We start from the raw sequence: 23,523 nt of genomic DNA, 5'->3' as shown, positions 1-23,523 counted from the left end.
GGTGAGGTCTCAGACCGAATAATCGAACGCAGTTCGATGGAGAGTCCGTACTCCAGAAAGCGAAAAACCCGCCATAGGCGGGTTCTTCTGAATAGGGCGACCGGACTCGGACAACCGGCGCTGGCGCCGTGTTGAACAGCGCTTCAGCGCTGGCCCGCAGGGTGAGGTCTTCAGACCGAATAATCGAACGCAGTTCGATGGAGAGTCCGTACTCCAGAAAGCGAAAAACCCGCCATAGGCGGGTTCTTCTGAATATGGTGCCCGGACTCGGAATCGAACCAAGGACACGGGGATTTTCAATCCCCTGCTCTACCGACTGAGCTATCCGGGCAACGGGGCGCATTAAACCGTATTGGCCGGATGGCGTCAATCGCTTTCTGTCACAAAGCCGATCGGTTGCTCTATTTTCAGGCAGATAACCAAAAAGGGAGTGGCGCAGGGAGCCAACGCCACTCAATAAATATGCATATAAAACGTGTATTTATACCACTTTAAAATGCGTGATTTCTTGTTTTTAAATTAAATAACAATTAGTTATGCTTGGTTCAATAGGCGTTCAATCAAGACGATTCTTGCTTGAACCCCGCAACGAATCATGCAATCATTGCGCAAATTTTAGCACTCTCCGTTCCCTGACGGTGTTCCCGCTTCTTATAAGCCAGAGGGTTATTGGCATGACTGGTTTTGTTGCTCAAGCGCTGCTGCGCACCAGACATCTGACGCCGTCACCGTTCCGTCGTTGTTTCCTCCGCACGTCCTCCGCCCGAATACGCCTGCCGGCCATGCGGTAAGGCCGCCTGATGCTCGCTGTTAGGCATGCGTAAAGCCAGCGCTTCTGCCCTGATTTTACTGATGCCTGTCGGATGCTGCCAAGACCAGTTCCCCCGATAGCCGCCTGATGATCCCCCGATCATGAGCCGGTCACGCACGCCGCTTATGCTGCCGTGCCCGGGTATCGCTTTTACCGGGATAACCGCGTTATCTCATTACCGTGCCGGTGGCACACCCTCATCCTTCACCGTTTGAGAGTCAGCATGATGAAAGAATTGAAAATCGCGACCAGCGCCAGCCTGGTCGCCACCATTGAGACGCTGCGCCAGATCGTGCGCGTAGAGCAGACGGACTACACTGACGTGGCGGCGGTGGTGGTGTCGGTCGCCGACGTGGACGCCGGCATTCTGGCGCGCTTGCAGGCGACGGGGTTCGATATTCCGACCTTCGTGGCGGTGGAAGGGGACGAGCATCTTTCCCCGGATTATCTGCCGTTTGTCAGCGGGGTCTTCGCGCTGCTGGCCGGCGCCAGCAAGCCATTCTACATGGCGCAGCTGGAGGCCGCCGCCGACGCCTACGAGCAGGCGCTGCTGCCGCCGTTCTTCAAAACGCTGAAGACCTACGTCGAGATGGAAAACTCGACCTTTGCGTGCCCGGGGCATCAGGGCGGAGAGTTCTTCCGCAAACACCCGGCCGGTCGGCAGTTCTTCGATTTCTACGGTGAAACCCTGTTCCGTTCCGATATGTGCAACGCCGACGTCAAGCTGGGCGATCTGCTGATCCACGAAGGATCGGCCAAGGATGCGCAAAAGCACGCGGCGCGGGTATTCAACGCCGATAAAACCTACTTCGTGCTCAACGGCACCTCGGCGGCCAACAAGGTGGTGACCAACGCGCTGCTGACCCGTGGCGATCTGGTGCTGTTCGATCGCAACAACCACAAATCCAACCACCACGGGGCGCTGATCCAGGCTGGGGCCACGCCGGTCTATCTGGAAACCGCCCGCAACCCGTTCGGCTTTATCGGCGGTATCGATGCGCACTGCTTCGATGAACGCTACCTGCGCGAGCAGATCCGCGAAGTGGCGCCGGAGAAAGCCGCAGCGGCACGGCCGTTCCGGCTGGCGATCATTCAGCTCGGTACCTACGACGGCACGATTTACAACGCTCGCCAGGTGATCGACACCATCGGCCACCTGTGCGATTACATCCTGTTCGACTCCGCCTGGGTGGGCTACGAAGGCTTTATTCCGATGCTGAAAGAGTGCTCGCCGCTGCTGCTGGAGCTGGACGAGCACGATCCGGGCATTTTTGTCACCCAGTCGGTGCATAAACAGCAGGCGGGGTTCTCGCAGACCTCGCAGATCCACAAGAAAGACGACCATATCAAAGGGCAGAAGCGCCACTGCAACCATAAGCATCTGAACAATGCGTTCATGCTGCATGCGTCGACCAGCCCGTTCTATCCGCTGTTCGCCGCGCTGGACGTAAACGCCAAGATGCATGCCGGCGCCGCCGGACGTCGCATGTGGATGGACTGCGTCAAGCTGGGCATCGAGACGCGTAAACAGCTGCTCACGCGCTGCTCGCAGCTGAAGCCGTTTATTCCGCTGCAGGTGGCGGGCAAGGACTGGCAGGATTACGATACCGATCTGATTGCCAACGACGCGCGTTTCTTCACCTTCGTACCGGGGGAAACGTGGCACGGCTTCGAAGGCTATGCCCAGGATCAGTATCTGGTGGATCCGTGCAAGTTGCTGCTGACCACGCCGGGGATTGACGCCGCGACTGGCCAATACACCGAGTTCGGCGTGCCGGCCACCATTCTGGCCAACTTCCTGCGCGAGAACGGCATCGTGCCGGAGAAGTGCGATCTCAACTCGATCCTGTTCCTGCTGACTCCGGCGGAAAACCCGGCCAAGATGGAACAGCTGGTGGAGATGCTGGCGCAGTTCGAGCGCTATGTTGCAGAAGACGCGCCGCTGAGCGTGGTGCTGCCAACGGTGTACCGCAAGAACGAGCAGCGCTATCGTGGCTACAGCATTCGCCGGCTGTGCCAGGAGATGCACGATCTGTACGTCAGCTTCGACGTCAAGCAGCTGCAAAAAGAGATGTTCCGCCAGGATCATTTCCCGCCGGTGGTGATGAACCCGCAGGACGCCAACGTGGAGTTTATCCGCGACAACGTCGAGCTGGTGCCGATCGGCCAGGCGGAAGGGCGCATCGCGGCGGAGGGGGCCTTGCCGTACCCGCCGGGCGTGCTGTGCGTGGTGCCGGGCGAAGTGTGGGGCGGCGCGGTGCAGCGCTATTTCCTGGCGTTGGAAGAGGGCATCAACCGCCTGCCGGGCTTCTCGCCGGAGCTGCAGGGAGTCTACATCGAGAAAAAAGATCACGGCTGGAAGCGCATCTTCGGCTATATGATCAAGCCATAGAAAAAGGGCCGGTTCGCACCGGCCCTTCTCATTTATCCACGCGGGAAGCGTTACTTTCTGCGGTAGCTCTTCTGCGCGGTATTTACTTTCACCAGATAGCGGCGCGACTCGGCGGCCGGGTGCTTGGTGGTCAGCGTTTGGTACACGTCGCCCGGCTGCATGCCGTTGATGATGCCCACCGCACGCGTTCTGTCGCTGGAGAACACCCGCAGCACGCTGCCTGCGCCGCCGTTGTAAGCGGTGATCACCGCATAGCGGCGCGAGGTCGGGTTCTGAATGCCGCCCAGGTAGTTGTTCTGCAGGATAGCCAGATAGGCGGTGCCGGTGTCGATGTTGTTCTCCGGATCGAACAGGTAGCTGCGGCTCGGGGTGCCCCATTTGCCGCGCATCTGGAACACATCCTTACCGGCGGTGTGCTGCACCACCTGCATCAGGCCCAGCGCGTCCGAACCGCTCACCGCATACGGGTTGAAGCTCGATTCGGTCTGCATGATAGCCAGGATCAGCGACTCGTCCACGCCGTATTTTTCCGACGCCTTGCGCACCATCGGCAGGTATTTATGCGCACGTTTGTCCAGGTGGTTCGGCACCAGTTGGATGGTGACCGAGTAGATCACGTGCAGGCCGGAGGTGCGTTTTTGCAGCTTGGTCTGCAGCAGGTAATCGGCGAAGTGCGCCGCGCGCCATTCCCAGCGGATCGGCGCGCCCTTGTTATCCAGCACCTGGCCGTACAGGAACGGCTCTTTGCTGATCTGGATATCGTTGGCGTCGGAATAGAGGTCGATCGAACCCGGATCGTCACCCATCAGCAGCGTGCTGATGATCGCCTGGCGCAGGTGCGCAGCCGGATCGGTGGTGGCGATGGTCTCGATGGTAATGGCGCCGGTGTCGAAGTTGATGTGGCTGCGGGTTTGGTATTGGTCGGTATATTTAACGTAGTCTTTCGGCCCGGCGATCAGAACTTCATTCAGACCCCAGATGTTCTCGATGTTGTGGGCAAATTGGCCCATCAGAATGTCGAAGCCGTTGGTATCTTTGATCCAGGCTTCGTTGATTTCGTCACTTTTTTTGCCGGAACAGGAGATCAGCAAAGGCGCTATTACGAGCAAAGCTAAAATTTTCTTCATCTTAAAGCCGTTTGGAAGAAGTATAAGAGGATTGAAGCGGGCCAGCGCCTGGCCCCAACAGCATTATTCGCTCGGCGGCGTATAGCCTTCGATGTGTACGTCGTGCCCTTCGAACAGGAACTTGATCATTTCCTCTTCCAGCAGCTTGCGGTCATCCACGTTCATCATGTTCAGCTTCTTCTCGTTGATCAGCATGGTCTGCTTCTTCATCCACTCGCCCCAGGCTTCCTTGGAGATCTCGTTGTAGATGCGCTTGCCGACGTCGCCGGGATAAAGCTGGAAGTCCTGGCCTTCGGCGTCGCGCTGCAGGAAAGTACAAAAAATGGTGCGGCTCATGCTAATTCCTCATCGATGGCGCTATCGCCATATAAGTTTTGTTGGATCGGGGGCTGCTTCGCCAGCTGTTGCAACAGGCGGTCCACCGGCGCTGCCAGCCCGACCGATGGCGGCTGCGCTAAGTTATACCAGAGACCCGCGCCCTCATCCATGCCACTGCCCGCCGCGTCGAGCGACAGCCACATCGGCACGATATCGAGATGGAAATGGCTGAACGTGTGGCGAAACGCGGTCAGCTGTTCCAGGCGCTTGCCTTTCAGACCGCGCTGCTGCAGCCAGAGTTCCAAATCCACGCGCGCGCTGAACTGCGGGAAGCAGAACAGGCCGCCCCACAGGCCCACCGCCGGGCGCTGCTCCAGCCACACGCGGTCGCCGTGCTGCAGCAATAAGAAGTAGGCGCTTTTTTCCGGCAGGGTCTGCTTGGGCTTCTTGCCGGGGTAGTTGGCCCAGTTGTGGTTGGCGTAAGACAGGCAGCCGACGTTGAGCGGGCAGAGTTCACACTTGGGCTTGGAGCGGGTGCAGACCATGGCGCCCAGATCCATCATCGCCTGGTTGAACTGGCCGACGCCCTGGGCCGGGGTGACTTCTTCGCTGATTTTCCACAGCCGGTTTTCGATTTCTTTCTTGCCCGGCCAGCCTTCCACCGCGTAGCAGCGGGCCAGCACGCGCTTCACGTTGCCGTCGAGGATCGGATAGTGTTGGCCCAGCGCCAACGACAGCACCGCGCCGGCGGTAGAGCGGCCAACGCCCGGCAAATCGGCGATTTCTGCGAAGGTTGTCGGGAACTCGCCGCCGTGCTGTGCGACAATGGTCTGCGCAGCCTTGTGCAGGTTACGGGCGCGGGCGTAATAGCCGAGACCGGTCCACAGATGCAGCACTTCGTCCAGCGGGGCCTCCGCCAGCGCGCGCACGTTAGGAAAACGGGCCATAAAGCGCTGAAAATAAGGAATGACGGTGGCAACCTGGGTCTGTTGCAACATCACCTCGGAGAGCCATACTTGATAGGCGGTTTTCTCCAGCTGCCATGGCAGGGTCTTGCGGCCGTAGCGCTGGTACCAGTCAAGCACCACCTGTGCGAATTGTTGTGCTTGCATCATGAGCAGCGTCGTTATCCGGCAGAAAATGAAGCGAGATTGCAGCATAGAGTCATGATGCTGTAAACCGGAACTTTCCGACGCCGCACGGCGGGTACAGAAGATGAACACTTGCTAAACCAATGTATCTTTGCATAATGCGCGTTTCCCTAATTGGCAGCCAAACAGACAGAAAGCACTATGATTAATGACGTCATCTCCCCGGAATTTGATGAGAACGGCCGCGCGATGCGCCGTATCCGCAGTTTTGTCCGCCGCCAGGGGCGGCTGACCAAAGGCCAGCAGCACGCGCTGGAGAACTATTGGCCGGTGATGGGCGTGGAGTATCAGACTGACGCTGTCGATCTCGCTGCGCTGTTTGGCCGCGAAGCGCCGACGGTGCTGGAGATCGGTTTTGGCATGGGTGCCTCGCTGGTGACCATGGCGGGCAACAACCCGCAGCAGAACTTTTTAGGGATCGAAGTGCACTCGCCGGGCGTGGGTGCCTGCCTGGCCGACGCCCACGAGGCGAAGTTGAGCAACCTGCGCGTGATGTGCCACGATGCGGTTGAAGTGCTGGAAAACATGATCCCGGACGGCTCGCTGGACATGGTGCAGCTGTTCTTCCCCGATCCGTGGCACAAGGCGCGCCACAACAAGCGCCGCATCGTGCAAACGCCGTTTGTCGAACTGGTGCTGCGCAAGCTGAAGACCGGCGGGGTCTTCCACATGGCCACCGATTGGCAACCTTATGCGGAACATATGTTAGAGGTTATGAACGGGGTCGCAGGCTACCGTAATCTTTCCAGCGATAATGATTATGTGCCGCGTCCGGATTCGCGCCCACTGACGAAATTTGAATTACGCGGCCAGCGCCTGGGACATGGCGTTTGGGACTTGATGTTTGAGAGGAAAGAATAATGGCTAAGAACCGCAGTCGTCGTTTACGTAAAAAGTTGCACATTGAAGAATTTCAGGAGCTGGGTTTCTCCGTAGCCTGGCGCTTCGCCGAAGGCACGTCGGTGGAAGATATCGACAGCACGCTCGATACCTTCATCGATGAAGTGATCGAGCCGAACGGTCTGGCGTTTGACGGCAGCGGCTACCTGCAGTGGGAAGGTCTGATCTGCCTGCAGAAGATCGGCCACTGCACCGACGAGCATCGCGAACTGGTGAAAAACTGGCTGGAAGCGCGCAAACTGACCGACGTGAAGGTCAGCGATCTGTTCGATATCTGGTGGGATTGATCGCGTTTGCCCGATGAGCGCGGCTTCGCGCCGCTTATTTCCCCCTAAATAATTGGATTTGCATCACGGCGGCAAGAGTGTGAGTCCCCAGGAGCTTACTTCAGTAAGTGACTGGGGTGAGCGCTCGCAGCCAACACAGATGCGGATTCAAGTATGACGGGGATGGATTTAAGGTGCCTTAACGGCGCCTTTGTTTTGCCCGGAGTGTGACCGAGGTGGTAACAACATTGGATAACGCGTTGCTGGAAGAGATCCTGCAACAGGTGCGCCCGCTGATTGGCCAGGGAAAAGTGGCCGACTACATCCCGGCGTTGGCGGAAGTGCCCGCCGATCGGCTGGCGATCGCCGTCTGCACGGTGGATGGCGAACTGTTCCAGGCCGGCGACGCCGCGGAGCGCTTCTCCATCCAGTCGATCTCCAAAGTGCTGAGCCTGACGCTGGCGCTGACGCGCTATCAGGAGCCTGAGATCTGGCGGCGCGTCGGCAAAGAGCCTTCTGGCCTGCCGTTCAACTCGCTGCTGCAGCTGGAGATGGAGCAGGGCAAACCGCGCAATCCGTTTATCAACCCCGGCGCGCTGGTGGTGTGCGACATGCTGCAAACCCGGCTCAGCGCCCCCAAACAGCGCATGCTGGAGGTGGTGCGTCAGTTGGCCGGTGAAGACGACCTGGCCTATGACCTGCGGGTGGCGCGCTCCGAGTTCGAACACTCCGATCGCAATGCGGCCATCGCCTATCTGATGAAGTCGTTCGGCAACTTCGAGAACGATGTGATTACCGTGCTGCAAACCTATTTCCACTACTGCGCGCTGCGCATGAGCTGCGTGGAACTGGCGCGCAGCTTCGTCTATCTGGCCAATCACGGCCGCGATCTCAGCGGCGAGGCGGTGATCAGCCCGCTGCAGGCCCGGCAGATCAACGCCCTGATGATGACCAGCGGCATGTACGACGGCGCCGGCGAATTCGCCTATCGGGTGGGGATGCCGGGCAAGTCCGGCGTGGGCGGCGGCATCGTGGCCATCGTGCCGGACGAACTGTCGATCGTCGTTTGGTCGCCGGAACTGGATGCTTCCGGCAACTCGCTGGCGGGAACTGCGGCGCTGGAACTGTTGTCTCAACGTATCGGTCGTTCGATTTTTTAATCCCAATCTGGATGGGAGTCAGGAGAAGCTATGTTGAAGAAAACCGGGTTAGCCTTACTGCTGCTGGCGGCGACTGCCGCACAGGCCCACGCTGAGTACCAATGCAGCGTTAAACCCCAGGATGATGTGATCATCAGCCCGCAGAGCGTGCAGGTGAAAGGCGCCAGCGGCGACCTGCAAATTTCGCCGGATGGCGACGTGATCCGCAACGGCCAGGCGCTGAGCCTGAGCGACAGCCAGCGGCAGAAAGCCTTCAGTTACCAGAGCGCCTTGCGCAAGCAGCTGCCGTGGATCGACGACGGCGCGCAGAAGCACCTGGAGAAAGCCCGCTCGGCGCTGGATAAGGTGATCGTCAAAGAGCTGGGCAGCAACAGCAACGTGCGCAACCGGCTGACCACCCTGAACGGCCAGCTGAAACAGCAGATGAACCGCATCATCGAACACCGCAGCGACGGTCTGACCTTCCACCACCAGGCGATTGACCAGGTGGAACAGGACGGCCGCAACATCGTGCAGCAGAGCATGGGCGGGGTGCTGCAGGACAGCCTGAACGAGATGGGCGTCAAACAGGCCGCCAACAGCGGCGGCAACCCGCTGCAGGCGATCATGGGCAACCTGGGCGGCTTGCAGAAGGCGATCCAGAACGAATGGAACAACCAGGAGCAGGACTTCCAGAACTTCGGTCATGACGTGTGCAACCGCGTCACCGCACTGGAAACCCAGCGCAAGGATCTGCTGAAGGCGTTGAAGTAACGGATAGGCATAGTCGCCGTGCGTTCTTTGACCTCACGACGGCTATCTGAGAAACTGGCTAAACTATAATCAATCGGCAAAAGGATTTTGCATTGATGCCAGTGATATTCCGTTATAAAGGCTATAGGTTCTTTTTTTATTCAAATGAGGGTGACCCGCTTGAGCCGCCGCATGTTCATATCAGAGACGCTGAGGCTGAAGCGAAATTTTGGTTGGTTCCTGGCGTGCAGTTGGCGCGTAATGATGGCTTTAACGCCAGAACGCTAAAAGAGTTGGCTGGTCTGGTTGATACCTATCAGGCATTGTTTTTGGAGGCTTGGCATGAGTATTTCGGCTAAACGCGTCAGCTTTGACGATACGACGATGTGGGTCGAACTAAGTGACGCCAGAATTATTGGCGTGCCGCTGGCCTGGTTTCCCCGTTTGTTGAACGCGACGGAAGAACAGCGGGCGGGGTATGAGCTCAGCGCTCGCGGCATCCATTGGGACGCGTTGGACGAGGATGTTTCCGTTGAGGGATTGCTGAAGGGGCGTGGCGACGTGACGCACCGCCCTCATAATGCCGCCTGAACATGAAAAAAAGCGCTGATCATTCAGCGCTTTTTTTTACTCGTCGTCCGCCAGGAACAGTTCCAGCAGCGAGTTGAGGAACAGCTTGCCCTTCTCGGTAATTTGCCAATGCTCCGCGGTTTCTTCCAAATAGCCTTTGGCCAGCGCTTCGTCCAGCTGCGGGCGAATAACGCTTTCCGCCAGCCCGGTGTAGTTGACGAAGTCGGCGCGCGGCGCGGCTTCCAGCAGGCGGAAGCGGTTCATGAAGAACTCGAACGGCCGATCCGCCGCCGCCACCTCATGCTGCTTGTCCATGTAGTCGCCGCGCATAAAGCCGCGCGGGTGCTTGGTCTTGGCGGTGCGCAGGATGCGTCCGTCGCTGAAGGTCACCTTGCCGTGCGCGCCGCAGCCGATCCCCAGATAGTCGCCGAAGCGCCAGTAGTTGAGATTGTGCTGGCATTGGTAGCCCGGCTTGGCGTAGGCCGAGGTTTCATACTGCTGGTATCCGGCGGCGCTCAGCAGCTGGTGGCCGCGTTCGAAGATGTCCCACAGCGCGTCGTCGTCCGGCAAGACCGGCGGGCGTGAGCTGAACAGGGTGTTCGGCTCGATGGTCAGCTGATACCACGACAGGTGCGGCGGATTGAGGGCGATCGCCTGGCGCAGATCGTCCAGCGCCTCTTCCAGCGACTGATCCGGCAGGCCGTGCATCAGATCGAGGTTGAAGCTGCGCAGGCCAAGGCCGGTCGCCAGCGTCGCCGCGCGTTTGGCTTCTTCCGAGCCGTGGATGCGCCCCAGGCGGGTCAGCTTCTCGGCGCTGAAGCTTTGCACCCCAATGGAGATGCGGTTGACGCCGGCGCGCTGGTAGCCGCTGAAGCGATCGGCTTCCACGGTGCCGGGGTTAGCCTCCATGGTGATTTCGGCGTCGTCGGCGACGCGAATGCGCGCCCGCACGCCGTCCAGCAAGGCCTGCATCGCCTCGGCGCTCAGCAGGCTGGGGGTGCCGCCGCCGATAAAGATAGTGCTGATTTCCCGGCCGCCGGCCAGCGGCAGGTCGGCATCCAGATCCGCCAACAGATGATCGACGTACTCCTGATGCGGTACGTCACCCTTCAGCGCATGGGAGTTGAAGTCGCAATACGGGCATTTCTGCACGCACCACGGGATGTGGATGTAGAGACTCAGCGGGGGCAGCTTAAGCATTGCGCATGGCTTCCAACATCAGCTTCAGCGCCTTGCCGCGGTGCGAAATCGCCCGCTTCTCGTCGCGGCTCAGCTCGGCGGCGGTGCGCCCCAGTTCCGGCACGTAGAAGACAGGGTCGTAACCGAAGCCGCCTTCACCGGCGGCCTGTTCGGTGATTTCGCCGGCCCAACTGCCGTGGAACACCAGCGGCGTCGGGTCTGCCGCATGGCGCAGATAGACCAGCACGCAGTGGAATTGCGCGCCGCGCTTGCCCAGCGCCACGTCTTTCATCGCCGCCAGCAGCTTGTCGAGGTTCTGCCGATCGTCGGCGTCTTCACCGGCGTAGCGTGCGGAGTAGATGCCCGGCGCGCCGCCCAGCGCGTCGACCGCCAGACCGGAGTCGTCGGCGATCGCTGGCAGGCCGGTGACCTGTGCCGCATGGCGCGCTTTCAGAATGGCGTTTTCGATAAACGTCAGGCCGGTCTCTTCGGCGGATTCCACGCCCAGATCGGTTTGCGCGACCACGTCCAGGCCGAAATCGGCCAACAGGTCGGCAAGTTCGCGCACTTTGCCCGGGTTACCGGTGGCAAGAACGACTTTTTGCATAATGACTACCTTGAAAATTATTCGATGAGCGCCGCGACCACGGCGGGGATCTGTTGCGGATTCACGATGCGTAACTGTTTATGCCGCCCCAGTTCGCCTTTCTCGATGGTGACGTTGCTTTTCGCCACTTTGAACTGCTTGGCGATAAACTTGATCAAATGGGCGTTGGCTTGGCCGTCGACCGGCGGGGCGGTGATGGCGACTTTTAGTTCGTCGCCATGCAAGCCGATAATTTGGTCGCGGCTGGCTTTCGGCTGAATATATAGCCTGATCGCCAGCCCGTCCAGCACCGGAGTGACGGCACTCACAGCAGGAACCAGATCTCGCCGAACAGATCCATGCCCAGGTAGTTGATCAGATAGAGGATCAGGATCACCACCATGGCGGAAAAGTCGATACCGCCCATCGCCGGAATGATGCGACGGATCGGCGCCATCAACGGTTCGGTCAGCTGGTACATCACGTAGTCGATCGGGCTGCGGCCCTGGCTTACCCAGCTCATCAGCGCACGAATGATCATCACCCAGAAGATCAGGTAGCCGGCGGACTTGACCAGCGAGATCAGGCCGAACAGCAGGTTATACGGGCTGAGCGATATCGCGCCGCCCTGGATCAGTAGCAGCAGCGGGTACTTGATGGTCATCAACAGGAACGCCAGCAGCAGAGAAGCGCTGTCGATAGGCCCCAGCGATGGGATGATGCGGCGCAGAGGGCCGACCACCGGTTGGGTGATCTTCACCACAAACTGCGAGAACGGGTTATAAAAATCGGTGCGCGTCCATTGCATCCAAATGCGCAGCAACAGCACCATCACGTACAGATCAATAACGGTCTTGACCAGGAAAGTCAGCGTTAGCATGAAGTGGTCCTTCTCCTTAACTCGGGGTTATTTAAAATAATTTTTCCATTTCTTGCGCACGGGAAACGGCGGCCTGCATCGCTTGCGCCACGGTTTCCGGCAGTTGGCGTTCGTTGAACACCCGCAGCGCTTCGGCGGTGGTGCCGCCTTTGGAGGTCACCTGCTCGCGCAGCGTGCCCAGCGGTGTATCCGGGTTGGCTTCCACCAGTGCGGCGGCGCCGGAAGCGGCCTGCTGCACCAGATCGCGCGCGGTCTGGCTGTCGAAGCCCATGCGTTCGGCCTCTTTTTGCATCGCTTCCATAAACAGGAAGAAATAAGCCGGGGCGCTGCCCGCGGCGGCGATCACGCCGTTGATGCCATTTTCGTCATCTACCCAGCAAACTTTACCGACCGACGCCATTAAATCGCCGGTGTAGTCGCGATCCTGTTGGCTGACCTGCACCGGCGCGTACAGCCCGCTCATGCCCTTGCCGACCAGCGACGGGGTGTTGGGCATGATGCGCACGATGTTCAGTTGGTCGCCGAGCAACTGATAGAAACGGCTGACCTGAATGCCGGCGGCGATCGACAGCACCAGTTTGCCGCCGAAATCGACCTGTTCGCGCAGCGGCTGACACACGTCGGCCATCATTTGCGGTTTGACCGCCAGCACCACGACGTCGGCTTCACGCGCGCAGGCGACGTTGTCGCCGCTGCTGACGATGCCGTAGTCCGCCGCCAGCGCGTCACGGTTTTTCGGCGAAGGGGCGCAGACGCTGATGGATTTGGCCGGATAGCCGCCCGCCACCAGGCCGGCGATGATTGCACGCGCCATGTTGCCGGCGCCGATAAAGGTAATCTTGCGATGTTGCATCAAATCCCTCGTCTGTTTGTCAGGCCTGCGAGTAGTCGCGGGCGCCAAAAATTGCGGTGCCGATGCGCACCAGGGTGCTGCCTGCGGCGATCGCCGCCGCCATATCGTCCGTCATGCCCATCGACAGCGTATCGGCCTGCGGATAACGCTGACGCAGGGCGAGAAAGGCGTCGTTCATCCGGCTGAATACCGCCAGCTGCCGCTGATAATCCGTTTCCGGCGCCGGGATGGCCATCAGGCCGCGCAGCGTCAGGTTCGGCAGCGCAGCGATCGCCTCGGCCAGCGCCGGCAGTTCGCTCAACGCGATACCGGATTTGCTCTGCTCATCGCTGATGTTGATTTGAATCAGCACGTTGAGCGGCGGCATGTCGGCCGGGCGCTGATCGCTCAGGCGCTGGGCGATGCGCAGCCGATCCACGGTATGACACCAGGCGAAATGTTCTGCCACCAGCCGACTCTTATTGGATTGCAGCGGGCCGATAAAGTGCCACACCAACTCACCGCCCTGAGGCGACTCGGCGAAATGCCGGATCTTGTCTACCCCTTCCTGCACGTAGTTCTCGCCGAAGGCGCGCTGGCCGGCGGCGATGGCTTCTTCGATCGCCGCCACAGGTTTGGTTTTGCTGACTGCAAGCAGAGCAACTTCTTCTGGCGCCCGCGCGCAGTTTTGCGCGGCGGCCGCGATGCGGTTTCTGACATCCTGCAGGTTCTGTTGGATAGTGCTCATTATTGACCCGGGAGAGTGATATGGATATCGATGAATTCGTGGCCCTTAGTGTAAAGCATAATGCTTCCGATCTGCACCTTTGTGCCGGTCATCCGCCGATGTTGCGCATCGACGGTGAACTGCAGCCGCTGGCGGCGGCGCCAACGCTGACGGCGCAAGGCGCGCAGGCCCTCTGCGATGGATTGCTGAATGCGCAGCAGCGCGAGAGCCTGCGGCGGCTGGGGCAGGTCGATCTGGCGTTGCACAGGCCGGGCGGGGAGCGGTTGCGCGCCAACATTTTTCAACAAAGCGCGGGGATGTCTCTCGCGTTGCGGCGTATTGCCGGGCAATCGCCTTCGCTTGCCGAGCTGGCAGCGCCGGCCATCGTGCCGGCGCTGCTGCGGCGCGACGATGGGCTTCTCCTGGTCACCGGCGCCACCGGCAGCGGCAAGTCCACCACGCTGGCGGCGATGATCGACGAGATCAACCGGCACCAGCAGCGGCACATTTTGACGCTGGAGGATCCGATTGAATTCCTGCACCGCAGCCGGCGATCGCTGATCCAGCAGCGGGAGATCGGCCGCGACAGCCACAGCTTTGATGCGGCGTTGCGCGCCGCGCTGCGCGAAGATCCGGATGTGATCCTGCTGGGCGAGCTGCGCGATACCACCACCATCCGGCTGGCGCTCACCGCGGCGGAGACCGGCCACCTGGTGCTGGCGACGCTGCACACCCGCAGCGCGTCGCAGGCAGTGGAACGGTTAGTGGACGTGTTTCCGGCGGAAGAAAAACCCTATGTGCGCGCCCAGCTGGCCGGCAGTCTGCAGGCGGTGATCGCGCAAAAGCTGATGAGGCGGCCCGGCGGCGGACGCGTGGCGATCTTCGAAGTGCTGACGGCGACGGCGGCGGTCAGCAACCTGATCCGCGAAGGGAAAACGCATCAGTTGGCGAGCGTGTTGCAAACCGGCGCACAGTCCGGCATGCAAACCTTTGAGCAAGGTTTGCAGCAGCGGATTGACGCCGGTGTGTTGGGGGACTGTGCGGGGGAGGGAAAGGGTGTTTAGCCCAGCTGCCGTTCGAACCAGCTCTCGAGGATCACTACCGCGGAGGCGGAATCCACGCTGCCTTTATCAAGGGCGCGGAAGCCGCCGCGGTCGAACAGGTTGGCGCGCGCTTCCACGGTGCTCAGGCGCTCGTCATGCAGATCGATCTGGATGCCGAAGCGGCCGTGCAGGCGGTTGGCGAACTTGCGCGCCTGGGCGGTAACGGGTTGTTCGGTGCCGTCCATGTTCAGCGGCAGGCCGACCACCACCAAATCCGGCTGCCACTCCTTCAGCAGTTTTTCAATTTTCAGCCAGTCCGGCGAGCCGTCCTGCGCTTTGAAGGCCGGCAGGGCGCGGGCGCTGCCGGTCAACTCCTGGCCGATGGCCGCGCCAATGCTTTTGGTGCCGAAGTCGAAGGCGATAATGGTGCGGTTGCTCATCAGGCGTGTCCTGCGTGGTTGGCGATGCTGCGAATGTCGATACCCAATAGGTTCCCCGCCTCGCGCCAGCGGCTGGCGATCGGCGTGCGGAACAAAATGTCGGTGTTGGCTTCGATGGTCAGCCAGGCGTTTTCCAATACTTCCTGCTCCAACTGGCCCTTTTCCCAGCCCGCATAACCCAGCGCCACCAGCACGTCGTCCGGTTGCTCTGGCGTGCCGAGCGTTTCCAGCACGTCTTTCGAGGTGGTGATCATGGTGTTGGGCGAAATTTGAATGCTGGCGCCGAAGCCGTGGCGCGGCGTATGCAGGATAAACCCGCGATCGTCCGCCAGGGGGCCGCCGGCGAACACCGGCTTGTCCAGGCTGATGGCCGGATCGCGCGCAGGCGGCATGATCTTCAGCTTGCTCAGCACCGTGGCTACCGTGAACTGCTCCACCGGTTTATTGATCACCAAACCCATGGCGCCTTCTTCATTGTGCTCGCAAATGTAAATCACCGAGCGCTTGAAGCGAGGATCCTGCAGCGTTGGCATGGCGATCAGAAAATGGTGCTGTAAATTCATGGCGTTAGTATAAGGTAATCAATGGGTGAGAAAATAAACAGCCGCCAGTATGCGGCTATACCCGCCGCCTTTCAAGCTGCTGCCGGAAAGGCGGGCTTTGGCAGGCGCGATACAGGATAGCGGGCGGCATGCCGCCCGCATGACGCATTACTTCGCCGCCAGGCGCTTTTCAATCGCGTCCATCAGCATGCCGGTAATCGAGATAGGGAATGCCGCCTCGATCTCGCGTGCGCAGGTTGGGCTGGTCACGTTGATCTCGGTCAGGCGATCGCCGATCACGTCCAGGCCGACGAAGATCAGCCCTTTCTCTTTCAGCGTCGGGGCGACGGTACGGGCGATTTTCCAGTCGCTCTCGCTCAGTGGACGCGCTTCGCCGCGGCCGCCGGCCGCCAGGTTGCCGCGGGTCTCGCCCTGCGCCGGAATGCGCGCCAGGCAGTAAGGCACCGGCTCGCCGTCCACCACCAGGATGCGCTTGTCGCCGTCCTTGATCGCCGGCAGGAAGTTCTGCGCCATGCAGAAACGGCTGCCGTGTTCGGTCAGGGTTTCGATGATCACCGACAGGTTAGGATCGTCCTGCTTCACGCGGAAGATAGACGCGCCGCCCATGCCGTCCAGCGGTTTCAGGATGATGTCGCCGTGCTGTTGGTGGAATTTGCGGATGTGTGCGGCGCTGCGGCTGACCAGCGTATCCGGCGTCAGTTCCGAGAACCAGGCGGTGAACAGCTTCTCATTGCAGTCGCGCAGGCTTTGCGGCTTGTTGACCACCAGCGTGCCTTTGACTTCGGCGCGTTCCAGAATGTAGGTCGCGTAGATGTATTCGGTATCGAACGGCGGATCCTTGCGCATCAGGATCACGTCCAGATCGTGCAGCGCCAGATCCTGCTCGGCGCCGAAGCTGAACCAGCTCTCCTTGTCTTCCTTCACGCTCAGCAGGCGGGTACGGGCGCGCCCGTCGCCGGCGTGCAGATAGAGATCGTTCATCTCCATGTAGTGCAATTCGTAACCGCGGCGCTGCGCTTCGAGCAGCATGGCGAAGCTGGTGTCTTTCTTGATGTTGATGGAATCGATAGGATCCATCACGATGCCGAGCTTAATCATCTTTTCTCCTTTAACCCAGGTCGCCGAAGCGGACCTGCAGAGCGGTAATGGCGGTGAGCGCTGTGGTTTCGGTACGCAGAACGCGTGGTCCCAGCAGAATATCAGTAAATCCGTGGTCGGTGGTCATGGCGATTTCGTCGGCGGACAAACCGCCTTCCGGGCCGATCAGCAGGCGGACGCGGTCTACCGGCTGCGGCAGCGTGTTGATGCTGTGGCTGGCGCGCGGATGCAGGTTGAGCTTCAGGCTGCCGTCCTGCTCGGCGCACCAGGCCTCCAGCGACATCGCCTCGCGGATTTCGGGAATGCGGTTGCGGCCGCACTGCTCGCAGGCGGCGATGGCGATTTTTTGCCATTGCTGGATTTTCTTCGCCAGACGCTCGCCGTCCAACTTGACGCCGCAGCGCTCGGAAAACAGCGGGGTGATGACGTTGACGCCCAGCTCGATGGATTTCTGGATGGTGAACTCCATCTTCTCGCCGCGCGAGATCACCTGGCCCAGATGCAGGTTGAGCGGCGATTCGATGTCCTCCACGCGGCCGTCGCCGAGGCGCACCACCACGCTCTTTTTGTCCACCCGGACTATCTCGGCGTCGAACACCTGGTTGCTGCCGTCGAACAGCTGCAGCGCCTGGCCGGCGCTCATGCGCAGCACGCGCCCGACGTGGTTGGCGGCGTCCTCGCTGAGGGCGATCTCCGCCCGATCGGTCAACGGCTGCGGATGGTAAATGCGGGGTATGCGCATGGGTAGTCTGATCCTGACGAAACGGCGCCGCGGGTTGGCGGCGCCATGAAAGATAAAGGCTATAGTAGGTTAGCTTTTCCGCTGCTGACAAGCCTGTTGAATATAGGGGTTGTGGTTGCCCTGCACCTTGGCGATACGTGCTTCACGCTGACATTCCCATTGGCTCACCGGATATTGCCGGTTCCACACCTCGAACAACTGGGTTTGCTGGCGTGACAGCCGCAGCTGGTAGCGATCGCGCATGTAGAAGTAGGTGCGGGCAATGGCGCCGCGGGCGCGGGCGGGCGGCTCCGCCTGTTTATTCTTGAAGTCCACCTTCATTGGGCATTGCCCGTACTGGCCTGCGCCGCCGTTCCATTGGCTGTACATGAAGTTGTTGCGGTCGCCGTTCACTTCGCCGATCGCCGGCTGCAGGTTGTGCAGATCGGTTTCTATCTGGCGATAGGTGGCGTCCTTGTTGCAATTTTTGCGCCCGCCGTCCTGCCAACACTGCAGCTGGTGACCGAACTGCCAGGCCGGCACTACGTGTTCCCATTCGATGCGCTGTGCGCGCTGGGCGTTTTTACGTACCTGATAGCCGCAGCCGGCGAGATCCGGGATGCCCTTCTTGCCCTGCCAGTCGATGCGGCAGCCGCAGTAAAAGCTGCCCGGCGCATCCTGATTAATCTTGGCCGCCGCCGCTTTGGCCTGAGAGAAGTTATTGATGCCGTGCGCCTGTACGGCGCCTGCGGCGAAAACCGCCATAAACAAAATTCTGCGAAGCATATTCCAAAACAGCTCAAAATTGGAAAAGCAGGCAGGGTAACGGAACTTGCCGGCAGTGGCAAATGGCGATATTTGCTTGTTTTAACGTATAAATCGTTTAACTAAAGGTTCTCGCTAGCAAGAAATTTCAGTTTTTCGCCGCACCGGCGGCAGCGGTATTCGCTTTCGCCGCGCAGCACGCGGTTATGGCGGCGAATGGTGAGCTGGTGCTGCCCGCAGCCGCAGCGGTAGGGGAAGGTTTTGCTTTGCACCGAGGCGGTTTCGAAACGGTGAGTGCGGCTGGCGGGGGTCAGTAGCACGCTTTCCATCATCCAGCGCCATTCGCGGCCGTGCGGCGCCACCCGGCCGAATTGGCGAAACACCAGCAGGTGCGCCAACTCATGCGGCACCACCTCATCGATAAACGGCTGTTGGTTTTCCAGCAGCAGCACCGGGTTCAGACGGATTTCCCAGCTTTGCAGCCAGGCGGTGCCCGCGCTGGTGCCGCGTTGCTGATAGACGATGCTGGGTTCGGGGAACTCGACGGCAAAATGCTGGCGTGCCAACTGCAGCTTTTCTCGCAGGCAGCGCATCACCGCTTGTTGCAGCGCGATGGGGATTCTTGGTTTGTTCATTGCGGCTAGCTTAAGCAATGGCACGGCGGCTGACAATATGCTCCGACGCAAATCCGCATCCGCGTTTTTTCGCCACATTGATAAAGCGATCGCCGTCGATGGATTGTAATCAATGTGTTAACTGCGGGATAATAAAGCGTGCATGATGAGCCTGTACCCGCAGTTCTCACCGAGCAAGGTTGAAACGCCGCCTGTGGTAATCCCTTACGCAAAGAGCGGTTATTTTGCGATTTGGCGCAATAACTGACTGATTAAAAATACGTAAGGTGGAGGCAGTTTTTTGACAAGGCGCCGCCTCGCGCGCCACAAGTGTGAATTTAACGCAGCTGATGTTGCAAGTGAGAGATCAATGTCGAATAAACCGTTCCACTATCAAGATCCGTTCCCGCTGAAGAAAGACGATACCGAATATTATCTGCTGAGCCGCGACCACGTTTCCGTGAGCGAGTTTGAAGGCCAGGAAATACTGAAAGTTGCCCCTGAAGCGTTAACCCTGCTTGCCCAGCATGCGTTCCACGACGCCTCGTTCATGCTGCGCCCGGCGCATCAACAGCAGGTGGCCGATATCCTCGACGATCCGGACGCCAGCGAAAACGACAAGTACGTTGCGCTGCAATTTCTGCGTAACTCAGAAATCGCCGCCAAGGGTATTTTACCGACCTGCCAGGATACCGGCACGGCGATCATCGTCGGCAAAAAGGGCCAGCGCGTCTGGACCGGCGGCGGCGATGAAGAAGCGCTGTCGCGCGGGGTGTACAACACCTACATCGAAGAGAACCTGCGCTATTCGCAGAACGCTGCGCTGGATATGTACAAAGAGGTCAATACCGGCAGCAACCTGCCGGCGCAGATCGATCTCTACAGCGTGGACGGCGAAGAATACAAATTCCTGTGCATCGCCAAGGGCGGTGGTTCTGCCAACAAAACCTATCTGTATCAGGAAACCAAGGCGCTGCTGTCGCCGGGCAAGCTGAAAAACTACCTGGTCGACAAGATGCGCACGCTGGGCACTGCGGCCTGCCCGCCGTACCACGTGGCGTTCGTCATCGGCGGCACCTCGGCGGAAGCGACGCTGAAAACCGTCAAACTGGCCTCGACCAAGTATTACGATGGCCTGCCGACCGAAGGCAACGAGCATGGTCAGGCGTTCCGCGATCTGGAACTCGAAGCGGAACTGCTGCAAGAAGCGCAGAACCTGGGGCTGGGCGCGCAGTTCGGCGGCAAATACTTCGCGCACGATATCCGCGTGGTGCGCCTGCCGCGCCACGGCGCGTCCTGCCCGGTCGGCATGGGCGTTTCCTGCTCGGCAGACCGCAACATCAAAGGCAAGATTAACCGCGACGGCATCTGGCTGGAAAAACTGGAGCACAATCCGGGTAAATTCATTCCTCAGGAGCTGCGCCAGGCCGGGGAAGGCGAGGCGATCAAGGTCGATCTCAACCGTCCGATGGCCGAGATCCTCAAACAGCTGTCGCAGTACCCGGTTTCCACCCGCCTGTCGCTGAGCGGCACCATCATCGTCGGCCGCGATATCGCGCACGCCAAGCTGAAAGAGCGCCTGGATCGTGGTGAAGGCTTGCCGCAGTACGTCAAGGATCACCCGATCTACTACGCCGGCCCGGCCAAAACGCCGGAAGGCTACGCGTCCGGTTCCTTGGGGCCAACCACCGCTGGGCGTATGGACTCCTACGTCGATCTGCTGCAATCCCACGGCGGCAGCATGATCATGCTGGCGAAAGGCAACCGCAGCCAGCAGGTGACGGATGCCTGCCACAAGCACGGCGGCTTTTACCTCGGCAGCATCGGCGGCCCGGCGGCGGTGCTGGCGCAGCAGAGCATCAAGAGCCTGGAGTGCGTGGAGTACCCTGAGCTGGGCATGGAAGCGATCTGGAAAATCGAAGTGGAAGATTTCCCGGCGTTTATCCTGGTGGATGACAAAGGCAATGACTTCTTCCAGAAGATTCAGGCCGGTCAGTGCTCCAGCTGTCTGAAATAATCGCTGCCCCCTTCGCCGCCCGCGGGCGGTGAAGGGGAGTGTGTAAAGTCCTGTAGCTTGCTGGACGTCGAGTTTTAACCTGTATACCCTACGCGGGTAGCACTAAAATTCGACTAATGGAATATCGGCAACAGAAGGTTCGGCAAGCACATGGGAACGCAGGAAAGTCACATCAAGGAATTGCTGGTCTGGATTGAAGATAACCTGACCAATCCGCTGTCGTTGGATATCGTTTCTGCCAAGTCAGGCTACACGAAATGGTACCTGCAGCGCATGTTCAAAAAGCAGACCGGATTATCGTTAGCCTCGTATATCCGCGCTCGCCGCCTCTACCTCGCCGCCTTCGCCTTGCGCTTCACGCAGAAGAGCATTCTAGACATTTCGGTTGAATATCAATTCGATAATCAGCAGACATTCTCGCGCTGTTTCAAAAAGCACTTCGCCGAATCGCCCAGCGTGTATCGCCATGCCCGCAAGCAGGACTTCAGCAATCTGGTGCGTTCGCTGGCGGCCAGCCAGCCCGGCGATATTCAGGTCGAACGCGTCAGCATCGCCAGAGGGCAATATGCCTTTCACGGCAAACATTACGCGTACCATCTGGATATCGAGAAGCTGGACAAGTCGCACCTGCCGCAGCGCAGCGCGCTTCGGGCGCAGTTCTACACCTTGTTGGGCGAGCGCCCGGCACAAACCTATTCGTTTACCCAACTGGTGCCGGACGGCGAGCGGGTCAGGGTCGATTATACCCTGGGCGTGACGACGGACTACCCGCTACGCGAAGGCGTGGCGCTGGAGCCGCTGCCGGAGATCCACGGCGAGTTTTGCCGTTTTCGCTATTCCGGCAAGCCGGTGGCGCTCAATGATCACATCATTAAAATTTACACGCAGGTACTGCCCGAAATGGGGCTGGCCCGCGGTGACGGGCCGGACATGACGGTATTCAGCTATTCGCTGAGCGGGAAAGAGGAGCTGCATCTGGAGCTGCAACATCTGGTGCCGGTGGTGCCGCTGCACTGATCCCGTCGGCGGCCGGCAGCCGGTTTTTTTGCTGCACGATCGCCGCCATCACCGCCAGAGCGATCTCCGCCGGGGTTTTGCTGCCCAGCGGCAGGCCGATCGGCGCATGAATGCGTTCCAGCTCCTGCGGCGTGAATTCGGCAATCTGCTGCAAACGCTGGCGCCGCCGCGCGCTGTTTCTCAGCGAGCCCATGGCGCCGATGTAAAACGCCGGGGTGTGGATCGCTTCCATCAGCGTCAGGTCGTCCATGCGCGGATCGTGGGTCAGCGCCACGACGGCGGTATTGGCGTGGCAACCGCCGTCCTCAATGAACTTGGCCGGAAACTGGCGCAGCAGCGTCACGCCCGGTTTCAGCTCGGCGGCGAAGTTATCCAGCGCCTCCGGGCGGCTCTCGCACACCAGCACCTCAAACCCCAGTGCCACGGCGAAGTCGGCGCAGTACAGCGCCACGCTGGACAACCCGGCGATCAGCAGGCGCGGCGCGGCCGCGATGTGCAGGGTGATCTGCTCGAGCCGGCGTTCGACCTGGGTGGCGCTGGTGAAGTGGCTCTGCTCAAGGCTGTGGCAGGCGTGGGGCAGCGTCAGGCGTTTGATCAACGCGTGATGCCCTTCCAGCGCGCCGGCGATGCGTTGCAGATAAGCGACGCTGGCTTCTCCCGCCGGCAGATACTCGATCAGCACGTCCAGCACGCCGCCGCAGGGCAGCGCCACGTTGGGCGTCATGCCGCCTTCGCCATAACGGATCACCTGGCTGGGCGCCTGATACTCCCCGGCGGCTACGCGCCGTAGAAAGTCCTCCTCCACGCACCCGCCCGACAATGAACCGCTGTAGCGGCCGTCTCGGGTCGCGGCCATCAACGCGCCCGGCGACCGCGGCGAAGAGCCGTAGGTACTGAGCACGGTGCATAACCAGACCGGCTGTTGCTGCAGCCAGCTTATCGCCTGGCTGACCACGGTGACATCAAGATGTTGCATAGGTGAGTTTACTCGCTGGCCGGGAGTTGCGATGGAAGATCAATATCCTGCACGACGCCGGGGTACTCAAGCGGCAGCAGGTGTACCGCCGCGCCTTGCAGCAGTTCACGCGCGCCATTATCGCCGCGCAGTTGGCAAAGCGGTTTGCGCAATTGGGCGGAAAAGCCGACCGGGTGACCGGGCTGTTGCGCATAGCAGGGGCGCACGATCGAGTGCTGCCGTAAGGCATCCGCCACCTGTCGGAAAACGTCGGCGCCGACGAACGGCATATCGGCCAGGTGGATCAGCCAGCCCTGCCAGTGCGGCGTGGCCGCAACGCCCGCGGCGATCGAGTCGCCGAGGCCCCCGCTGGCGAGCAGGGTGACCGGCACTTGCTTGGCGGCGCAGGCTGCCAGCACCGGCAGATTATCCGGCCGGGTTACCACCTGTACCGGCAGGCCGGAAGCCAGCGCCTGGCGCAGAGTGTGTTCGAACAGCGATCGCTGCTCGCCCGCCGCATCGGCGAATCCGGCGTTCAATTTGTTGCCCTGGCCGCCGGCCTGGATAAAGCGCTCCCCGCGTCCGGCGGCGGTAATGACAATGCCCGTGGTCATGGTTGAAGTCCGCGTTTGCGCAAATTATTTATTAGCCTACAAACT

General features: G+C 60.3%; 27 protein-coding genes and 1 tRNA gene. 10 read left to right on the top strand and 18 right to left on the bottom strand.

Annotation, left to right across the window (positions count from 1 at the left end):
- Positions 1-255: 255 nt before the first annotated feature.
- Positions 256-331 (bottom strand) — tRNA-Phe (locus ACMGGW_RS19415).
- A 706-nt stretch (positions 332-1,037) separates the two neighbouring features.
- Between ACMGGW_RS19415 and speF the strand changes: the two genes are divergently transcribed.
- The gene (gene speF / locus ACMGGW_RS19410; protein WP_049208424.1) at positions 1,038-3,203 is read left to right on the top strand and encodes an ornithine decarboxylase SpeF; all 2,166 of its coding nucleotides are present in this window, start codon (positions 1,038-1,040) and stop codon (positions 3,201-3,203) included.
- 50 nt (positions 3,204-3,253) lie between these two features.
- Here the strand turns inward: speF and mltC are convergent, their stop codons facing one another.
- The 3 genes from mltC to mutY form a co-directional block, all read right to left on the bottom strand.
- Complete coding sequence (gene mltC / locus ACMGGW_RS19405; RefSeq protein WP_197832255.1) at positions 3,254-4,330, bottom strand: membrane-bound lytic murein transglycosylase MltC; 1,077 nt, start codon at positions 4,328-4,330, stop codon at positions 3,254-3,256.
- Positions 4,331-4,393: 63 nt separating this feature from the next.
- The gene (locus ACMGGW_RS19400) at positions 4,394-4,666 is read right to left on the bottom strand and encodes an oxidative damage protection protein (RefSeq protein ID WP_004937404.1); all 273 of its coding nucleotides are present in this window, start codon (positions 4,664-4,666) and stop codon (positions 4,394-4,396) included.
- Positions 4,663-5,763 carry an A/G-specific adenine glycosylase gene (gene mutY, locus ACMGGW_RS19395; protein ID WP_197832256.1) on the bottom strand — a complete coding sequence of 367 codons (1,101 nt, stop codon included), beginning with the start codon at positions 5,761-5,763 and terminating at the stop codon, positions 4,663-4,665. Before mutY ends, ACMGGW_RS19400 begins: the two co-directional genes overlap by 4 nt.
- A 177-nt stretch (positions 5,764-5,940) precedes the next feature.
- Between mutY and trmB the strand changes: the two genes are divergently transcribed.
- From trmB to ACMGGW_RS19365, 6 genes are all read left to right on the top strand, one after another.
- On the top strand, positions 5,941-6,660 hold the full coding sequence (gene trmB / locus ACMGGW_RS19390; protein ID WP_049204213.1) for a tRNA (guanosine(46)-N7)-methyltransferase TrmB: 720 nt from the start codon (positions 5,941-5,943) through the stop codon (positions 6,658-6,660).
- Positions 6,660-6,986 (top strand): YggL family protein, encoded by a 327-nt coding sequence (locus ACMGGW_RS19385; RefSeq protein ID WP_004937412.1) that lies wholly within the window; start codon positions 6,660-6,662, stop codon positions 6,984-6,986. Before trmB ends, ACMGGW_RS19385 begins: the two co-directional genes overlap by 1 nt.
- A gap of 215 nt (positions 6,987-7,201) precedes the next feature.
- On the top strand, positions 7,202-8,125 hold the full coding sequence (gene glsB, locus ACMGGW_RS19380; RefSeq protein WP_004937414.1) for a glutaminase B: 924 nt from the start codon (positions 7,202-7,204) through the stop codon (positions 8,123-8,125).
- 30 nt (positions 8,126-8,155) lie between these two features.
- Positions 8,156-8,878, top strand: a complete 723-nt coding sequence (locus ACMGGW_RS19375) for a DUF2884 domain-containing protein (protein WP_025304254.1) — start codon at positions 8,156-8,158, stop codon at positions 8,876-8,878.
- Between the two features lie 95 nt (positions 8,879-8,973).
- On the top strand, positions 8,974-9,216 hold the full coding sequence (locus ACMGGW_RS19370; RefSeq protein ID WP_004937418.1) for a DUF4160 domain-containing protein: 243 nt from the start codon (positions 8,974-8,976) through the stop codon (positions 9,214-9,216).
- Entirely contained in the window at positions 9,200-9,448 is a 249-nt protein-coding gene (locus ACMGGW_RS19365; protein WP_025304253.1) for a DUF2442 domain-containing protein, read from the top strand. Before ACMGGW_RS19370 ends, ACMGGW_RS19365 begins: the two co-directional genes overlap by 17 nt.
- Positions 9,449-9,484: 36 nt before the next feature.
- On the opposite strand, the gene hemW is transcribed toward ACMGGW_RS19365, so the two are convergent.
- From hemW to ACMGGW_RS19335, 6 genes are read right to left on the bottom strand one after another with little or no spacing between them, the layout of a single operon-like run.
- A complete protein-coding gene (gene hemW, locus ACMGGW_RS19360) occupies positions 9,485-10,627 on the bottom strand; it encodes a radical SAM family heme chaperone HemW (protein ID WP_197832257.1) in 1,143 nt (380 codons plus the stop codon).
- The gene (locus ACMGGW_RS19355) at positions 10,620-11,213 is read right to left on the bottom strand and encodes an XTP/dITP diphosphatase (RefSeq protein WP_043141349.1); all 594 of its coding nucleotides are present in this window, start codon (positions 11,211-11,213) and stop codon (positions 10,620-10,622) included. Before ACMGGW_RS19355 ends, hemW begins: the two co-directional genes overlap by 8 nt.
- Before the next feature lie 17 nt (positions 11,214-11,230).
- On the bottom strand, positions 11,231-11,521 hold the full coding sequence (yggU, locus tag ACMGGW_RS19350; RefSeq protein WP_004948014.1) for a DUF167 family protein YggU: 291 nt from the start codon (positions 11,519-11,521) through the stop codon (positions 11,231-11,233).
- The gene (locus ACMGGW_RS19345) at positions 11,518-12,072 is read right to left on the bottom strand and encodes a YggT family protein (protein ID WP_025304250.1); all 555 of its coding nucleotides are present in this window, start codon (positions 12,070-12,072) and stop codon (positions 11,518-11,520) included. Before ACMGGW_RS19345 ends, yggU begins: the two co-directional genes overlap by 4 nt.
- Before the next feature lie 31 nt (positions 12,073-12,103).
- A complete protein-coding gene (gene proC, locus ACMGGW_RS19340) occupies positions 12,104-12,925 on the bottom strand; it encodes a pyrroline-5-carboxylate reductase (RefSeq protein WP_099817520.1) in 822 nt (273 codons plus the stop codon).
- Positions 12,926-12,944: 19 nt separating this feature from the next.
- On the bottom strand, positions 12,945-13,652 hold the full coding sequence (locus ACMGGW_RS19335; protein WP_060434540.1) for a YggS family pyridoxal phosphate-dependent enzyme: 708 nt from the start codon (positions 13,650-13,652) through the stop codon (positions 12,945-12,947).
- 20 nt (positions 13,653-13,672) lie between these two features.
- On the opposite strand from ACMGGW_RS19335, the gene ACMGGW_RS19330 reads away from it, so the two are divergent.
- On the top strand, positions 13,673-14,695 hold the full coding sequence (locus ACMGGW_RS19330; protein WP_197832258.1) for a PilT/PilU family type 4a pilus ATPase: 1,023 nt from the start codon (positions 13,673-13,675) through the stop codon (positions 14,693-14,695).
- On the opposite strand, the gene ruvX is transcribed toward ACMGGW_RS19330, so the two are convergent.
- The 6 genes from ruvX to ACMGGW_RS19300 form a co-directional block, all read right to left on the bottom strand.
- On the bottom strand, positions 14,692-15,114 hold the full coding sequence (gene ruvX / locus ACMGGW_RS19325) for a Holliday junction resolvase RuvX (RefSeq protein WP_025304246.1): 423 nt from the start codon (positions 15,112-15,114) through the stop codon (positions 14,692-14,694). The two genes, ACMGGW_RS19330 and ruvX, sit on opposite strands and share 4 nt — an antisense overlap.
- Positions 15,114-15,677 carry a YqgE/AlgH family protein gene (locus tag ACMGGW_RS19320; RefSeq protein WP_004937452.1) on the bottom strand — a complete coding sequence of 188 codons (564 nt, stop codon included), beginning with the start codon at positions 15,675-15,677 and terminating at the stop codon, positions 15,114-15,116. Before ACMGGW_RS19320 ends, ruvX begins: the two co-directional genes overlap by 1 nt.
- Positions 15,678-15,824: 147 nt before the next feature.
- On the bottom strand, positions 15,825-16,775 hold the full coding sequence (gshB, locus tag ACMGGW_RS19315) for a glutathione synthase (protein ID WP_043141334.1): 951 nt from the start codon (positions 16,773-16,775) through the stop codon (positions 15,825-15,827).
- 10 nt (positions 16,776-16,785) lie between these two features.
- Entirely contained in the window at positions 16,786-17,517 is a 732-nt protein-coding gene (gene rsmE, locus ACMGGW_RS19310; protein ID WP_197832259.1) for a 16S rRNA (uracil(1498)-N(3))-methyltransferase, read from the bottom strand.
- Positions 17,518-17,586: 69 nt separating this feature from the next.
- A complete protein-coding gene (gene endA / locus ACMGGW_RS19305; protein WP_025304243.1) occupies positions 17,587-18,282 on the bottom strand; it encodes a deoxyribonuclease I in 696 nt (231 codons plus the stop codon).
- Positions 18,283-18,383: 101 nt separating this feature from the next.
- Positions 18,384-18,896 (bottom strand): SprT family zinc-dependent metalloprotease, encoded by a 513-nt coding sequence (locus ACMGGW_RS19300; RefSeq protein WP_004937462.1) that lies wholly within the window; start codon positions 18,894-18,896, stop codon positions 18,384-18,386.
- A gap of 349 nt (positions 18,897-19,245) precedes the next feature.
- Between ACMGGW_RS19300 and fumA the strand changes: the two genes are divergently transcribed.
- On the top strand, positions 19,246-20,892 hold the full coding sequence (gene fumA, locus ACMGGW_RS19295; RefSeq protein WP_025304241.1) for a class I fumarate hydratase FumA: 1,647 nt from the start codon (positions 19,246-19,248) through the stop codon (positions 20,890-20,892).
- A gap of 150 nt (positions 20,893-21,042) precedes the next feature.
- On the top strand, positions 21,043-21,909 hold the full coding sequence (locus tag ACMGGW_RS19290; protein WP_049296235.1) for a helix-turn-helix domain-containing protein: 867 nt from the start codon (positions 21,043-21,045) through the stop codon (positions 21,907-21,909).
- On the opposite strand, the gene ACMGGW_RS19285 is transcribed toward ACMGGW_RS19290, so the two are convergent.
- Together ACMGGW_RS19285 and ACMGGW_RS19280 are read right to left on the bottom strand one after the other, a co-directional pair.
- Positions 21,833-22,885 carry an XdhC family protein gene (locus ACMGGW_RS19285; protein WP_099817519.1) on the bottom strand — a complete coding sequence of 351 codons (1,053 nt, stop codon included), beginning with the start codon at positions 22,883-22,885 and terminating at the stop codon, positions 21,833-21,835. The two genes, ACMGGW_RS19290 and ACMGGW_RS19285, sit on opposite strands and share 77 nt — an antisense overlap.
- Positions 22,886-22,893: 8 nt before the next feature.
- Complete coding sequence (locus ACMGGW_RS19280; protein ID WP_142591703.1) at positions 22,894-23,478, bottom strand: nucleotidyltransferase family protein; 585 nt, start codon at positions 23,476-23,478, stop codon at positions 22,894-22,896.
- Positions 23,479-23,523: the final 45 nt, after the last annotated feature.

Source organism: Serratia sp. BNK-4 (genome assembly GCF_048685115.1).
Taxonomy (GTDB): Bacteria; Pseudomonadota; Gammaproteobacteria; order Enterobacterales; family Enterobacteriaceae; genus Serratia; species Serratia bockelmannii.
This window is presented reverse-complemented; position numbering and strand designations above follow the sequence as displayed.

Coding starts and splice junctions, on each gene's coding strand:
- mltC (WP_197832255.1), bottom strand. CDS start 4,330: ATGAAGAAAATTTTAGCTTTGCTCGTAATAGCGCCTTTGCTGATCTCC.
- ACMGGW_RS19355 (WP_043141349.1), bottom strand. CDS start 11,213: ATGCAAAAAGTCGTTCTTGCCACCGGTAACCCGGGCAAAGTGCGCGAA.
- ACMGGW_RS19285 (WP_099817519.1), bottom strand. CDS start 22,885: ATGCAACATCTTGATGTCACCGTGGTCAGCCAGGCGATAAGCTGGCTG.
- ACMGGW_RS19385 (WP_004937412.1), top strand. CDS start 6,660: ATGGCTAAGAACCGCAGTCGTCGTTTACGTAAAAAGTTGCACATTGAA.
- mutY (WP_197832256.1), bottom strand. CDS start 5,763: ATGATGCAAGCACAACAATTCGCACAGGTGGTGCTTGACTGGTACCAG.
- ACMGGW_RS19365 (WP_025304253.1), top strand. CDS start 9,200: ATGAGTATTTCGGCTAAACGCGTCAGCTTTGACGATACGACGATGTGG.
- ruvX (WP_025304246.1), bottom strand. CDS start 15,114: ATGAGCAACCGCACCATTATCGCCTTCGACTTCGGCACCAAAAGCATT.
- rsmE (WP_197832259.1), bottom strand. CDS start 17,517: ATGCGCATACCCCGCATTTACCATCCGCAGCCGTTGACCGATCGGGCG.
- gshB (WP_043141334.1), bottom strand. CDS start 16,775: ATGATTAAGCTCGGCATCGTGATGGATCCTATCGATTCCATCAACATC.
- endA (WP_025304243.1), bottom strand. CDS start 18,282: ATGCTTCGCAGAATTTTGTTTATGGCGGTTTTCGCCGCAGGCGCCGTA.
- hemW (WP_197832257.1), bottom strand. CDS start 10,627: ATGCTTAAGCTGCCCCCGCTGAGTCTCTACATCCACATCCCGTGGTGC.
- ACMGGW_RS19370 (WP_004937418.1), top strand. CDS start 8,974: ATGCCAGTGATATTCCGTTATAAAGGCTATAGGTTCTTTTTTTATTCA.
- ACMGGW_RS19280 (WP_142591703.1), bottom strand. CDS start 23,478: ATGACCACGGGCATTGTCATTACCGCCGCCGGACGCGGGGAGCGCTTT.
- proC (WP_099817520.1), bottom strand. CDS start 12,925: ATGCAACATCGCAAGATTACCTTTATCGGCGCCGGCAACATGGCGCGT.
- ACMGGW_RS19290 (WP_049296235.1), top strand. CDS start 21,043: ATGGGAACGCAGGAAAGTCACATCAAGGAATTGCTGGTCTGGATTGAA.
- trmB (WP_049204213.1), top strand. CDS start 5,941: ATGATTAATGACGTCATCTCCCCGGAATTTGATGAGAACGGCCGCGCG.
- fumA (WP_025304241.1), top strand. CDS start 19,246: ATGTCGAATAAACCGTTCCACTATCAAGATCCGTTCCCGCTGAAGAAA.
- ACMGGW_RS19335 (WP_060434540.1), bottom strand. CDS start 13,652: ATGAGCACTATCCAACAGAACCTGCAGGATGTCAGAAACCGCATCGCG.
- ACMGGW_RS19400 (WP_004937404.1), bottom strand. CDS start 4,666: ATGAGCCGCACCATTTTTTGTACTTTCCTGCAGCGCGACGCCGAAGGC.
- ACMGGW_RS19300 (WP_004937462.1), bottom strand. CDS start 18,896: ATGAACAAACCAAGAATCCCCATCGCGCTGCAACAAGCGGTGATGCGC.
- ACMGGW_RS19345 (WP_025304250.1), bottom strand. CDS start 12,072: ATGCTAACGCTGACTTTCCTGGTCAAGACCGTTATTGATCTGTACGTG.
- speF (WP_049208424.1), top strand. CDS start 1,038: ATGAAAGAATTGAAAATCGCGACCAGCGCCAGCCTGGTCGCCACCATT.
- ACMGGW_RS19330 (WP_197832258.1), top strand. CDS start 13,673: ATGGATATCGATGAATTCGTGGCCCTTAGTGTAAAGCATAATGCTTCC.
- ACMGGW_RS19375 (WP_025304254.1), top strand. CDS start 8,156: ATGTTGAAGAAAACCGGGTTAGCCTTACTGCTGCTGGCGGCGACTGCC.
- ACMGGW_RS19320 (WP_004937452.1), bottom strand. CDS start 15,677: ATGAATTTACAGCACCATTTTCTGATCGCCATGCCAACGCTGCAGGAT.